The organism is Paenibacillus sp. D2_2, from assembly GCF_031199965.1.
Classification (GTDB): domain Bacteria; phylum Bacillota; class Bacilli; order Paenibacillales; family Paenibacillaceae; genus Fontibacillus.
The window spans coordinates 2,990,592-3,003,532 of sequence record NZ_CP133605.1; the positions used below are offsets into that span (position 1 = coordinate 2,990,592).

Annotated in this window: 18 protein-coding genes and 3 pseudogenes; 2 read left to right on the top strand and 19 right to left on the bottom strand. The window is 42.0% G+C overall.

What is annotated here, in order from left to right:
* Positions 1 to 13: 13 nt before the first annotated feature.
* The 14 genes and pseudogenes from RE628_RS15190 to RE628_RS15250 form a co-directional block, all read right to left on the bottom strand.
* A pseudogene (locus RE628_RS15190) lies at positions 14 to 348 on the bottom strand (ArsR/SmtB family transcription factor).
* A 2-nt stretch (positions 349 to 350) separates the two neighbouring features.
* On the bottom strand, positions 351 to 776 hold the full coding sequence (locus tag RE628_RS15195) for an SRPBCC family protein (RefSeq protein WP_309153884.1): 426 nt from the start codon (positions 774 to 776) through the stop codon (positions 351 to 353).
* A 138-nt stretch (positions 777 to 914) separates the two neighbouring features.
* Entirely contained in the window at positions 915 to 1,898 is a 984-nt protein-coding gene (locus tag RE628_RS15200; protein WP_309153885.1) for an aldo/keto reductase, read from the bottom strand.
* A 222-nt stretch (positions 1,899 to 2,120) separates the two neighbouring features.
* A complete protein-coding gene (locus tag RE628_RS15205) occupies positions 2,121 to 2,357 on the bottom strand; it encodes a YolD-like family protein (RefSeq protein WP_309153886.1) in 237 nt (78 codons plus the stop codon).
* A gap of 89 nt (positions 2,358 to 2,446) precedes the next feature.
* Positions 2,447 to 2,638, bottom strand: coding sequence for a hypothetical protein (locus RE628_RS15210; protein WP_309153887.1), 192 nt, complete (start codon positions 2,636 to 2,638; stop codon positions 2,447 to 2,449).
* 219 nt (positions 2,639 to 2,857) lie between these two features.
* Positions 2,858 to 4,102 carry a copper amine oxidase N-terminal domain-containing protein gene (locus RE628_RS15215; protein WP_309153888.1) on the bottom strand — a complete coding sequence of 415 codons (1,245 nt, stop codon included), beginning with the start codon at positions 4,100 to 4,102 and terminating at the stop codon, positions 2,858 to 2,860.
* A 301-nt stretch (positions 4,103 to 4,403) separates the two neighbouring features.
* Positions 4,404 to 4,736 (bottom strand): hypothetical protein, encoded by a 333-nt coding sequence (locus tag RE628_RS15220; protein ID WP_309153889.1) that lies wholly within the window; start codon positions 4,734 to 4,736, stop codon positions 4,404 to 4,406.
* Positions 4,737 to 4,759: 23 nt separating this feature from the next.
* Positions 4,760 to 4,951 (bottom strand): hypothetical protein, encoded by a 192-nt coding sequence (locus tag RE628_RS15225; RefSeq protein WP_309153890.1) that lies wholly within the window; start codon positions 4,949 to 4,951, stop codon positions 4,760 to 4,762.
* Between the two features lie 428 nt (positions 4,952 to 5,379).
* Positions 5,380 to 5,463 carry a YolD-like family protein gene (locus RE628_RS29670; protein ID WP_375143116.1) on the bottom strand — a complete coding sequence of 28 codons (84 nt, stop codon included), beginning with the start codon at positions 5,461 to 5,463 and terminating at the stop codon, positions 5,380 to 5,382.
* A gap of 80 nt (positions 5,464 to 5,543) precedes the next feature.
* Positions 5,544 to 5,702, bottom strand: a pseudogene (locus tag RE628_RS29675) (LysR family transcriptional regulator); the annotation flags it as partial.
* 570 nt (positions 5,703 to 6,272) lie between these two features.
* Positions 6,273 to 7,187 (bottom strand): DUF4261 domain-containing protein, encoded by a 915-nt coding sequence (locus RE628_RS15235; protein ID WP_309153892.1) that lies wholly within the window; start codon positions 7,185 to 7,187, stop codon positions 6,273 to 6,275.
* A 59-nt stretch (positions 7,188 to 7,246) separates the two neighbouring features.
* Positions 7,247 to 7,735 (bottom strand): hypothetical protein, encoded by a 489-nt coding sequence (locus RE628_RS15240; protein WP_309153893.1) that lies wholly within the window; start codon positions 7,733 to 7,735, stop codon positions 7,247 to 7,249.
* Between the two features lie 146 nt (positions 7,736 to 7,881).
* Positions 7,882 to 8,422, bottom strand: a pseudogene (locus tag RE628_RS15245) (GNAT family N-acetyltransferase).
* Between the two features lie 31 nt (positions 8,423 to 8,453).
* Complete coding sequence (locus tag RE628_RS15250; protein ID WP_309153894.1) at positions 8,454 to 8,768, bottom strand: hypothetical protein; 315 nt, start codon at positions 8,766 to 8,768, stop codon at positions 8,454 to 8,456.
* A 143-nt stretch (positions 8,769 to 8,911) separates the two neighbouring features.
* Here RE628_RS15250 and cdaS point away from each other — a divergent pair, with 143 nt between their 5' ends.
* A complete protein-coding gene (gene cdaS, locus RE628_RS15255; RefSeq protein WP_309153895.1) occupies positions 8,912 to 9,535 on the top strand; it encodes a sporulation-specific diadenylate cyclase CdaS in 624 nt (207 codons plus the stop codon).
* A 200-nt stretch (positions 9,536 to 9,735) separates the two neighbouring features.
* Here the strand turns inward: cdaS and RE628_RS15260 are convergent, their stop codons facing one another.
* Both RE628_RS15260 and RE628_RS15265 read right to left on the bottom strand, forming a co-directional pair.
* On the bottom strand, positions 9,736 to 9,891 hold the full coding sequence (locus RE628_RS15260; RefSeq protein WP_309153896.1) for a hypothetical protein: 156 nt from the start codon (positions 9,889 to 9,891) through the stop codon (positions 9,736 to 9,738).
* A 284-nt stretch (positions 9,892 to 10,175) separates the two neighbouring features.
* Positions 10,176 to 10,712: a DNA topology modulation protein gene (locus tag RE628_RS15265; RefSeq protein WP_309153897.1), complete on the bottom strand. Its 537-nt coding sequence runs from the start codon at positions 10,710 to 10,712 to the stop codon at positions 10,176 to 10,178.
* Positions 10,713 to 10,800: 88 nt separating this feature from the next.
* Here RE628_RS15265 and RE628_RS15270 point away from each other — a divergent pair, with 88 nt between their 5' ends.
* Positions 10,801 to 11,472 carry an SOS response-associated peptidase gene (locus RE628_RS15270; RefSeq protein ID WP_309159477.1) on the top strand — a complete coding sequence of 224 codons (672 nt, stop codon included), beginning with the start codon at positions 10,801 to 10,803 and terminating at the stop codon, positions 11,470 to 11,472.
* Between the two features lie 16 nt (positions 11,473 to 11,488).
* Here RE628_RS15270 and RE628_RS15275 read toward each other — a convergent pair whose 3' ends face one another.
* From RE628_RS15275 to RE628_RS15285, 3 genes are read right to left on the bottom strand one after another with little or no spacing between them, the layout of a single operon-like run.
* Complete coding sequence (locus RE628_RS15275; RefSeq protein WP_309153898.1) at positions 11,489 to 12,019, bottom strand: GNAT family N-acetyltransferase; 531 nt, start codon at positions 12,017 to 12,019, stop codon at positions 11,489 to 11,491.
* A 28-nt stretch (positions 12,020 to 12,047) separates the two neighbouring features.
* On the bottom strand, positions 12,048 to 12,569 hold the full coding sequence (locus RE628_RS15280) for a GNAT family N-acetyltransferase (RefSeq protein ID WP_309153899.1): 522 nt from the start codon (positions 12,567 to 12,569) through the stop codon (positions 12,048 to 12,050).
* On the bottom strand, positions 12,566 to 12,886 hold the full coding sequence (locus RE628_RS15285) for a DUF3221 domain-containing protein (protein ID WP_309153900.1): 321 nt from the start codon (positions 12,884 to 12,886) through the stop codon (positions 12,566 to 12,568). The genes RE628_RS15280 and RE628_RS15285 overlap by 4 nt, the downstream gene beginning before the upstream one ends.
* Positions 12,887 to 12,941 lie beyond the last annotated feature (55 nt).

The following is a 12,941-nucleotide window of genomic DNA, read 5'->3' on the forward strand; positions in this document are numbered from 1 at the left end:
AATGACGGTCTAGTTATTCTTCGTGGTTCGAATCCGATTCCACGAAATATTTTAATTGGGACAGCTTATTATCCCAGAAGCGATCAAAGTAAGATAACCATCGCTTCAGTTCGAATAGTGGTCCGTATTCAAACGATAGCGAGTCTCTCGGCCGATCTTCCGTTCCTGAACCAGCCCGGCATCCGCTAGAACATGTAGATGCTTAGAAACAGCAGTCCGGCTCATCTCAAAATGACCAGTCAGTTCTTTCAAGGGTAACTCTTGATCCCCCAAGATGCTAAGCAATTCGCGGCGAGTCGGATCAGCGATGGCCTGAAAGACATCCTGTTTAGCTCTGGCCGCTTCCATCATTAAGCCTCAAGATATGACTTCAGCTTGATAACCAGACCGCTCCAGCCACCGTCCATATTGCCACGAATAACGGTATGAGGCTGACCGAATTCCGTAACCTGATCGGCGCTCCAGCCGCCATGGATGACCGTAACTTCTGTCTGCTCTTCTTTGTCCGTCAATTCAAAGGTTAGCGTCCAATCCTTGCCCCAATTGAAGGACAAGCGATGCGGTACATCTACCAAAGTTACTTTGCAAGGAGAGAGCCCGAACGGTCCTGCATTTAATTGAAATTCATGCCCTACTACCGCTTCAAGATCATTAGGCATGAACCAAGCGGACAAACCATCCGCTGTGGACACGGCGCTCCACACTTTGTTTATCGGGGCATTTACTAAAACGGAATGACGGATATCCGGCAATTTCTGATCGATATTGTTGTCCATATTAATGTATAAACTCCTTTCAAAATAGGAAACTATTTGGTTTCTAATTAGAATTATACGAAACCAAATGGTTTCATGTCAACTACCAAAAAAGACCGCATCCTTCATCATTAGGATACGGTCTTGGCCTAACTTTTATTAGTACGCTCCGCGAATATGTTCATCCACTTCGTTCTTATAATACTTACGCAGACGCTCCAATTCCTCCGGGCTGAATGATGGTACATCTAAGGTACCCAAATTATCTTCAACCTGCTTCACATTTTTGAACCCTGGGATCACGCAGCTGACTTCCGGATGATCGAGAATCCAGCGCATAGAAGCACGAGCCATATCACCACGGCCCTCAGCGATCCAAGACAAGCCGTTTGCAAGCTCCACCCCTTTGGCGAACGGCAAGCCAGCGAAAGTCTCACCCACGTTAAAAGCCTCGCCATTCGCATTAAAGTTGCGATGGTCATTGGCACTGAACTTTGTGTCTGTATTGAATTTACCTGTTAGCAATCCGCTTGCAAGCGGAAGACGAACAAGCAGTCCTACACCTGCTTTATGGGCTGCCGGGAACAATTCCTCTGCCGGTTTTTGACGGAACAGGTTAAAGATGACCTGCAACGCAGACACACCAGGAACGTCTAGACAGAACAGTCCTTCTTCAACCGTCTCTACACTAACACCGTAATGACGGATTTTCCCCTCAGCTTTAAGCTTGTCCAACTCTTCAAATACGCGTCCATCCTTAAGGATCTCAAAAGGAGGACAATGAATTTGATATAGATCTATCCGCTCTCGCTGTAACCGCTTCAGGCTATTCTCGCAGTAGTTGCATATAGACGCCTCTGAATACGTATTCGGATCATGAATATCTCCTGCGCGGCAAAATTTCGTCGCAATATGAATCTCATCTTCTTTGCCCTTCGTCGCTTTGGCAAGTAACTCTTCGGCATGTCCACCGCCATATACATCTGCGGTATCGAAGAAGTTGACTCCTTGCTCCATCGCTGTCTCCAAACCGCGGAGAGCATCCGAATCATCGGAACTTCCCCAATCTCCTCCGATTCCCCAGGTTCCGAAGCTTACTTCACTAACTTTTAAATCGGTATTGCCCAACTGCCGGTATTTCATCGGTAATCCTCCCTAATCTAGCGATCTCAGAGAGCTTGTCCGTGAACGCGCTCCCACACAGTATTCATATCCAGTGTATATCATATGTATAGCTTTTGGCTATCGCTGTTGTTCATTTTATTGAGTTTTCTTACTAAACTAGAAATATGAAATAAAAATTAATCATCTATGATCGCGCATATCCGCCGAAAATGTGATTTTTCACGTGATTTCTTGTGATGATCACCTAGCTACATCAGAACGCACTTGAAATGTAGTAAGCTTAATTTCCTTCCGATATGTCTGGATAGTGGTAACAAATCTGCTTATCTCGACATTTGCAAACTTGTCAAAAAGTTTCAAGGCGATTCGCCTATGGTTATGGAACGATTCAGACAGGACTCTATGAATCTGCTCCACTTCCTGATTATCGAGAACAGGACGCATCTTCCTCTTTACCTCTTGTTGTTGTCGAATCATCGCTTATTTATGCTCAGGTAGTATAAAGTTCCTCTCCCACAAGTCATCGTCGGTTTGGGTTTTGGCATAGATATATCCCGCTCCATCCCTCAAGGATCATAATGGTATCCAGTCTTGGATTGTCTGGCCAGAAGATATATGCTGCTGTACAAGCACATCCAAAGCGGCCTTGATATCCGGGTATTGTCGCGTTCTAACTCGGGCTTGGTCGGCATTCGACGACGCTGCGATGAGAAGTTATACTGAATCCTAAGCACCTTTCGTTCCAGATCGCTTAACATATTATCACCTCCCAATAAGAACGTACGTTTGTATCATGCCCCCAACCAGTTAATTTAATCAATATAAAAAAGACCACTTTGGCGTTGCCTCGGTGGTCATATTTGCATTTGAAATATGCTCAATGATGTCTGGAAGACGGATATTGGTTACCGTTTCTGGTAATCGGTTATTGATTCAAATGGAGATATATCTTCGTAAGAAATAGAACCGTTTCAAGTTTAGTAATTGTACCACCCAACTGTGTTGCCTTCTGAATCAACTCGTTTATCGAAGTCCAGGTCAAGATCGAAGTCATCACTAATTGTCCAATGACCATTAGCATATTTTAAATAAATAAGGTCTTCGGACACACGATTATCTCTCCCTCCATCTTTTTTATCTATACTAAAATCAAGCTTACATTGGACGACAGCTTCCTTATCTCCAAGGTAAACAACCCGTTCATTCAATAAAATACGCCTTTCGCTGGAAAAGGGAAGGATTTCCTCCCTCATAAAATCTTCCCATGACCCATCCCCAAATAATGATTTATCTTTCCATTGTTGAATAAATGTAGGATCCGTATATTGAATAATGAGATCTAGGTTTTTCTCGTTTAACGCTTGATAATAGGTTCTCAGATCCGACAAGACTTCGTTCTGCTCATCATAACGATTTTTCATGATAGACGCAGCCTGTTTGTCGATATCCTCCGGAAGTTCCGTATGACTATAAACTGAGGCTTCATCTGCGATCTTCCACTGTCCTCGTTCATAACGAATATCAAAGATATATACATCTGATTGATTCAATACTTCTGTATTCTTGATATACGTTACTTGGACTCTTGCTTCACTGGCGGAAGTATATTTAATCCGGTCAATTGTTACCTTAAAGTCTCGAACTGTGATTTCACTGACCGGTTGGTTGGCCTCGTAATCATATTCAAGATTCATATACCTCCGTTTAAGATTGTCAAATGTATATAACAAGGGACTGTAAGTCTTGTAGTACTTCGTAAGAAGATCTATTATAGCAGACTCTTCTCCATATCCGTAAGGCTTCAAATTAACAGTCAAACTAGATTTATCATAATTAACAGAATATTTAGCTAAGTTACTAATCAAACGAAGAGGGAGATAAACATGTCCATTAATAACAGGAATCGTATTATCTAAGTAGTAAATCGCGTCGTCATACTCAATAATGTCCTCGCCTGCCCAGAATTGGATTTCAGCGCCATTAATGACCCCTGAGATTTGCCCAGTACCAGGATCATATGCAACCTTGTATCCTAACGCGGAAAAAAATGAACGGTATGGCGCGTACATAACGCCCGACATTACGATCGGATGGACTCCAGCAATTTTTACATTATTCACATACAATTGAATCGATTTGTCAGCAGATGCCACTCCTATTAAATGCTGAGTAGTCACTAACAAGCAAAAGCTGAGCAGTGAAACTAAGAATTTTCTAATCATATGACACTTCCTATTCCACTTTAATGTGTTCTATGTACAACAATATTCTTCTATGTTGGGTACTCACGAAACTTTTGAACTATCCTGCCCGTTAGCTTAATCGACATTACGCGCCAGGTCAGACGGACTTAGCCTCGCAAAGTGTAAGCTGATTCCTACGCATAACGTCTTATTCATGAATTTCGTATTACTCCACCTAAACTAGCACCTTGGTCGAGCGCCAAAGCCGAATAGAAGTAAAAATGCGAAACTGGACTCATGCTGAGATGTTGCAGAGTCCAGTGTTTGAGAAGTTTATATTTTAGTCGAGAGGGATAATACGAACATCCTCGACTGGCTGTTGTTTCATAATTGCACTCGCGCCTAAATCTTTCGGCGCCGATTCTTTAATCGCGGAAACGAGCCAAATGGTACTCCCGACCATCGCAGAGATAAACCCAGCCACGATAAGACCAACGCCACGAACCCCGATAATTATGTAATTATATGCGTCTCCTCCGACAATGTGTCCGAAACTACTCCCTTTATCATAAATGCGATCAGGATTGTAGTCCCCGTAATGATACATTGTTATAAATCCGAAGACCACAAAAGCGGCAGCAAGTATGTAGCTACCAACGATGTATTTTTTCACGAAATCACCTCCTCTCCAACATATTAAAATGTACAACTCTCGAGAAGAAACCGCTCGCCGCCGATCCTCACGCTATTTTCTGTTACATCCTCTATTTTCCCGCTTCTGATCGATTCATCCGCAATAAAAACAACGATCGGAGTCTGCTCCTTTTGTGCGGTATAAAGGTGTATCTCGGAGGTTAGTGGCTTCATGAAACGTGATTTATGCCTCATTCTGATTCATAACTCCCTTACTTATACCAAAATTCTACCATATTTTTCAGATGATAGTGAGAGATCATTTATTAAGAAAAAAGCCCACCAACCAATTAAGGTTAATGGGAGTAAAAAATGATTGTCTTGAACCACTAAGACAATCATTTTTTGATTATTATGCTCCAGCCTCTAATTCATCCAAAGGAATGAACCATGCCCTCTTACCGTAGTTTCTTGCCCAAAGAATTTGCTGACTCTTCGGATGATTCCTCCATGCTCTCCAAATTCCGTAACATCCTATTCTTTCATTCCAAACAAGTTTATTATTCCAAAAGTATTTTTCCATGAAAACCGTATATTAAATAAAAATATGAAATAAAAATTAAATCATCTATGATCGCGCATATCCGCCGAAAATGTGATTTTTTTGTTATGACCTAATTGTATCAAAATGACAAAGCCCGATGTATTTCCTCCAATTCCTGATCGTCAAGTAATGGCCGTGTCTTTCTCTGACTCTCACGATCCAACTGCTCAATTGCTTCGTTATGCTCTGATTATTCGCAGAAAATAAAGTAATAAACTTAAAAATAGTACTAGACCGAGAAAATAAATTTATAGACAGATTTTGTTGATAGTAGATCTGATGGCTGAACGTTGGCTGACTAATTAACAACCGCTCGGCAGACCGCGAAGAATGAAGCTCTTCACAGACCATTAAGAAATAGGTCAATAATCGATGTTCCTTTTGGTTGTCCCCGTCTAGCATAGATATTCTCTATGTTCACAATTTAAAAATCGACAATGATCAAGTTTCGGTTTTTTTATACAGTTTATATAGCCCTTACAAGAGGAGAAAACATAGCATGCTTAAATCATCAGTGGGGTTGAAGTACGTTCCTGTCGAGCAGATCGGGCCCATGCCCTATGTACGAGCGGATGTGTTTATGGAGATGGAACTAAAATGAATACGGAGACATAATTTAGATGTTTTGGTTTTAACGGGAGACGATAGCATAATAAAAGCAGCGGTAGTCTAAGACTTAGTTTAAAAAGGCTGAAGATATATCTTTCCATAAAGCCTTTAATATCAGGCAGTTAGATCTAGTACTTTATTTCCGAAGACACTAATGGTTGTTAATGAGCATTTCGAAGACCGACTAAAAGTAGAATACGACATAGAATAAAAAGGCTAAGGAATAAGATTACTTATGAATATGGGTGTTTGGGTTGCTATCGCTGTTGCACTTGTTGTTGCTATAGGCTTTTTTAGAAAGAAGAAATGAAGGAAATCCAGAGCCAAAAAAGACCAGCCGCACAGACCCCGAACCCGGTCAGGTTATAGGGGGCTGCCCTGTCTTCCAGCATAATAAGGTTCCCCTGGATCAAGATCGATCACAATCCGGCGAGGTTCCACCAGTGAGTATTGATGCTCACAACGCCAACGCATTTCTTCACTTACACCGATCGTCTCGCCATCTTCAATGATATCGCCCTGATTATATAGGTAGTAAGCGATATTCCCCAGTTGCTCAGCAATCTCATTTGGTTCCAGATCATAATAATGACACTGCACATCAGGGATGCCAAGTGCAGCCAACCCTACCGTGTCCATAAGCCCCTCCGCTCTTCCACTGCCAGTTCCTTCAACATTATAGAATCGAATATTTAACGCGCCATATAGTAAATTATCTTGCTCTACAGCAGATAGGTATTCGTTAGGCTCAACCAACTTATCGCTCTCACGGAAGTAAACTGCGTCACAAGGACACGCCTCCAAGACCGCACGAAGCGCACCGCTGAACAGCTGTAGTCCCGATTGTGGCGTAAGTCCCGCAGCCATCATGTCTACCAATAACAAAGTATGATTGCATTGTTCCAAGGTTTCAGCAGCTTCCTGCCAGTGCCAGGACTGCTGGAGTGCGGTGTTGTAATCGGCAGCCGGACGATGCTCGATGTTCATCAAGCTAATCTGAGCCGGCAGTTCACCTTCTGTATATTGAAGCATATAGTTCAGATGGAAAAAATGTAACATCGTCCCTTCATATTCTTCATTAGCTTCCCATACAGCAAGCTCCTCAGTCGCGGATTCTTCCTCCTCCGGCATGCTTGTCCAGCCGGTGTAAAGCTCCATTTTCTTATAGAGTAAATCCCGGTCCAGTTTCGGCACCTGCTTGTATTTAAGTTCGACAGCATAAACACGAGCGAAGCCCAAATCGTTCTCTTCATTCAGCATTTCATTCACATCATTCATCCCCTTATTTCATTCATATCTTGATCTATTAAGCCACCTCGCCCCAAACTAGATATCCTTCACTCCCTCATCAGACCAGTACAATGTTCAAGTATGAGCCAGAAATTGTTGTTATCATAACCCGTAACGGTTCCCTGTACCTGATAGCCTGGATACATCAGCTCCGGCTTCGTCTGCGCACTTAGCATTGAGGTATCAGCAATGGCGTAGGCAGTCTCACTTAGTTGTATAATTACCCCTTGTGGGTAAAACATCATCATAGATCCATTAACAACGGTACCTCGTACGTAATCCTGCTTAACCTGCTCCCAGTCCGTCCTATATGGCGCAATAGCTTTGTTCCATATCTCATTGAATTGCTCATGAGATATCTCCTCATCACCTTCAAATAGTTCGATCTCCTTTTCTGCCAAGAAGAAATCCGGGGCGATGGATATCATATAACGACCATTCATCACAGTTATCTGTCGGTAAGCGATCATTTCAGCATCTACTTCGAAATAATAATATTCTTGTTCCTCAATCCCTTGAGCTTTAATATATTTCAACCCGAACCTCCTTCTGCTGACTGACGCATGAATCTTCCAATCAATACCTTCCCATTATATCCATTTCCCCCCTGCAAGTCAGCCGAAAAAAGACGATCCCCGCTGAATAAATCGGATAGAATCGCCGTAAGAGATCACTATTCTACTCATTGCTGCATCTCTAAATAATCACGCTGAAGCAGACCCATAAAGACAATATCATGCCATTTCCCTTCTCTGAATAATGCCTCCTTGCTTAAGGCTTCCTGCTGAAAGCCCAGGCTCTTATACTGACGGATTGCCCTGTCGTTGAATGAAAACTCTAAGTGACAAGCGGTGCATATTCATCTTATAGAAGCAATACCCCAGCAGCAGATTCATCCCCTCGGAACCGTAGTCCTGCCCCCAATACTTCTTCTCCCCGATATCAATAATGCACTCCGCATTCCGGTTCTTGTATTCAATATTGATCAAGGCCAGAACTCCAATCGGAGTCTCACTTTCTTTCTCAACTAAAATATAGCTTTTAGAGGAGGCAGAGCCCAAAATGACATACTCGACAAAGGTCTGGGTATCCTGGGGTGAGTATACATCTAAAATAGGATTCGTCGATCGCATAATCTCCTGATCATTTCTCCAAATATGGTACAACGCCGTATCGTCAGTGGTCATTTTCCGCAACTTAACACGTGCTGATTCGAATAGCATCATGTCTATCACTCCTCTTCTTTCATCAAAACTATAATCCTAATTCATGAATCGGACGTAGCATCTGCTCCATTGAGAACATTAGAGCTGCTAGCTGCTCCTTAACCCTTGTGGCCTCATGACCTAATTGATAGGTATCGAGCATTAAGCCGTTCATAAAGGAAATAAGAAATCTGGCAGTCACAGCAGACTGTAGCTGTGGCCTAAATTCTCCACATTGCACCCCTGCTTCAATAACTCCCTCAATAGCTACAGCGGTTTCACTATAGCGCTCGGTTATGTAGGGAAAAGCATTTTTATTCTTCACGTATTGGGAGGATAGGAAAAACTCCGACTTCGCCAGCACCAGCGTTTGTTAAAGCAGCAATCATCTCACGGTATCCACGGTTCTTGGCATGCTGTAGAATTACCGGGCGAGGTGGATATACGTTCTACTTTTGGGCAAAGTAACAACGAATTGCGCATTATTTCCAGAATCGAGGTTTAGATATGCCTGACAACCATTGCAATGATTTCCCACTCAAGAAGCATTTGGCGAAGCATCTTGAAGAAATATCCTCATTAGCGCAGCAGAATATAGAGCTTCTGGAAGATGAGAATATATGTCTCATCACGGAGTTTGAAAATATGAGAAACCTCATGACAGATATCGTGACGACTGCGGCGTCCTTTTACTTAAATTGTTATCTATCCCCCTATACAGCGAAATATAGAGACTTAACGATATGTATGCGGAACTTATCCGAACGCAAGCATGGCGCGCTCATTGTCGTGGAACGGAAGGATGCGCTGGACCCGCTGATTTCGTCTAATATCCCGATTGGCGGAACGTTAACCCATGCTTTACTTGAATCGATCTTCTATCCAGGCAATCCTCTTCATGACGGTGCTGTTCTGATTCGCTCTGATACCGTTGTTTCCGCAGCTAATGTTCTTCCCTTATCAAGCATTCACGTCTCAGACAAGAAACTGGGAACAAGACATTGCGCGGCGATCGGGCTGACTGAACGCTGTGACGCCCTGGTCCTCGTCGTATCCGAAGAGACCGGCCAAGCTTCATTTGCGATAAGCGGAGTACTTCATCCGGTTAATGTATCGCCAATCGAATTATGAACAGAAAAAAGGCAGGAATGAATATCAATCATTCCTGCCCTCTTGCACCCTTCTAAAATCTATTTATTATCTCTTTTTCTTACGAAATAAGGAGATCCCCCCAAAGCCGCTGATTACAGCTAAGTAGTACCCCAAATCGTACCACCATCCTGAATTATTGATTTCATAAATTCTGATATCATGATTAAATAAACCGATAACTAGAGAGATCGGAGCGACCCAGCCATGCCATATCCCCAGAAAAAGCCAGCCTGATTTTGCGCGGTATACGTTCCATCTCCGGGTACACAACCTGAGAGAAGCGCCATTACAACTAGCAACATTGCGATCAGTATGAGATGTCTTTTTGATTTCATTTTTATCAACCTCCAAATATTTTTATTTTGTTCCATTTAACCGTCTCTCAAGCAGCTTCATTTCCTCATTCGCCTCTCTGGTTACGACCTTCAATATGATCCCTAGAATTAATGAGACAATAGAGATAATAAGACATATTACCGTATATATAGTACCTCTTAAATCATTGGTATAATTGTATTGTATAATTTCCGAAAAGTTGCTAGTTATTAAAAAAATCCACATCAATATGAAAAACAAAGCAAAGCTGACAAAGCAAAGATTGGATATTTTATTTGTCCTTTCAAAATAAAGCATTCGAGTCACTCCTTCCCCTAGTCCTTAACTCATATAATACTGACTCAGCCTGCTTCGGATTTTTAATAATAATTATTTTTTTACCTAACGAATATTTCTTCAGTTTTTCCATCACAGCTGGCCTTTTGTCTCTTCTGAAATTCCAGCTGTACTTAATGAATGGCCAGTCGATCGACTCAGGGCAGCCCTCATTTAAATCCGGTCTGGATCTGCCGTTATATTGAATTCTCCTCTTGATTACTCGATAGGTGGTAACCCAAGGGGAGAGATCCATGAAGACGACGACATCCGCTGCCTCCAAACGCATATCTAACGTTTTTCCATAATATCCATCGATGATCCATTGATCTTCTTGCACTAAGTTTCTAATGAACTCATTCCACTCGTCTGGTGGAGTCTCCTGCCATCCCGGCTTCCAGTAATAATAATCCAAATGATAGACCGGAAGATCCAGAATTTCTCCTAGCTTACGCGCGAAGGTCGACTTTCCGGAACCATTTGACCCAATAATAATAATCTTCATAGCGAATGCCCTTCTTTTTTTGGATATTCTTTATTTAAGTAATATAAGTGGTTAAACTATTGATAAAAACGGTCAAGGAGTTTTAATGATGTGCGGGCGATTTACGATAACTGCTCCTATTGAAGAAATAATGATTCGATACTATATCGAGAAATCAACAATCATCAATTATCAACCAATCTATAATGCCGCCCCGATGCAGTATGTTCCCGCTGTGGTTAGCAGTAAAAACGGCAATCGGTTAGGCGAGCTTCGTTGGGGCTTAGTTCCATCGTGGGCGAAAGATGATAAGATCGGTAGCAAAATGATTAACGCGCGAGCCGAAACGATCACAGAAAAACCGTCATTCAATAAACTGCTGTCATCTCATCGTTGCATCTTTCCAGCGGATGGATTCTACGAGTGGAAGCAGTGGAACGTATCCAAACAGCCGTATAGAATTCTGATGAAAGATGATCGTATCTTCTCGTTTGCCGGACTTTATGAGATGTGGATCGATTCTGACGGTAATAAACTAGCAACAGGCACAATCATCACCACAGAACCAAATCGTCTTATGGCCGACATTCATAATCGTATGCCAGTGATTCTTCGTTCAGAAGATGAGGCAGCATGGCTTGATCGCAAAAATACGGACGTTCCATCGCTGCTCAAGCTGCTGCGCCCGTATGACGCAGATGAAATGCGAGCCTATCCCGTTTCAACTGCTGTAGGAAATGTAAGAAACAACTTTCCTGAACTACTTCAAGAAATAAATTAAGCTCGTATGATTAGGTTTATAAACGATACTCAAGCTGCAGATCTCTTGGGTCATTCTCATAAAGTTCCTTCTTCATTTCCTCTGCTTCCGTACATCCCAATGCGTGATAGAATGCAACCGTATCCTCAGCGGATCCAGCACAGATGTAGATCTTATCAGCCCCCCACTCCCGTGCTTTCTCAGCGCAAGCATGAAATATTACTTTGCCAATACCCTTATTGCGATGTTCTAATGAAATGAACAGAGAATCGAGTAATACATATTTGAATGCGCTACCGAAAAATTCCCGATTGATCGTTCCATATCCTATTAGCTGACCGTTTCCCTCAAAAACGCCAACAGCATATCCATGTTCATTTAAAGTCTGTCTTAACTTTGATAAATAATGCTCGTAACCGTCCGGCCAGTCATTCTCTTGATAATCGATTACCACTAATTGACGTGTACCGTCTACCTGTCGCCATGCTCTTCTAATGTACTGTGAAGGATTAATTTCTTTGATTCGCTCGCATTCGTCAATGGTTAAGCTTCGGTATGTATAAGGCATTTTTCCCTCCAGAAAATATAAAATATGTTCAACTCTGTAGATCCTTAACTAAGTAAATTAACAATTCATCATCAACAACAACAGGCTTTCCTGGTATGACAGGAACATTATCATAAGTAATTCCATTGCCGTCCGCAATATATCCACGGGACATGTACATTCTCTGCGCATTTCCGTAATCCTTATAAAGCCCGACACCTAATCCGATATACCGGGAAGTTTGGCTGGCGATTCGCTCGAATTCATCGAATAACTGGCTAGCGATCTTCAATCTTCTGTAACTTGGAAAGACGTTCAGATCATTGATTTCAGGAATTTGATTATCTCGAAAATAAGGATACTTCGATTCATACAACAAATGACAGCAACCAGCTATCGAATCATTGCAATACGCCATTAATGTGACACGTTTACCTTCCTGGTTCTCTTCAAGACAATTAAGGTAATAATCACCTCGATGATACCAAGGATACTGCTCTGCAAACTCTATATCGAGCAAATCAGCTTCTTCTACTGTCGATAGTCTTTTAATCTGAATTACATGTTTCATTCTTTTCCCTCTTTTAGAATAGTAATATGCTTGGCTTCTGCCTGTGTAGGGTAAGATTCGTCTATCCCGCCCTTTATTTGATATTGTATCTTCTGACCTGGTTTCAAGCCGTGTTTCTTCGTACTGAGCCAAATGGCATTACCGGAATATTCATTCATTATATCCTTCCAGCTCTTCACGGGAAATTTCTCATCGACGACTAAAATTCCCTTATTAGTAATTTCTAGAATATATCCCTCGCCCACAACTTGTGACGTTCCTTGATTACAGCCAATTAGAGCCGTGAACACCAATGTCAGTAATACAATTTTCTTCATTGCTCTCCTCCTAAGTATCCATAGTGATTCAAACCGTACTCCTGAAGAGATTTCT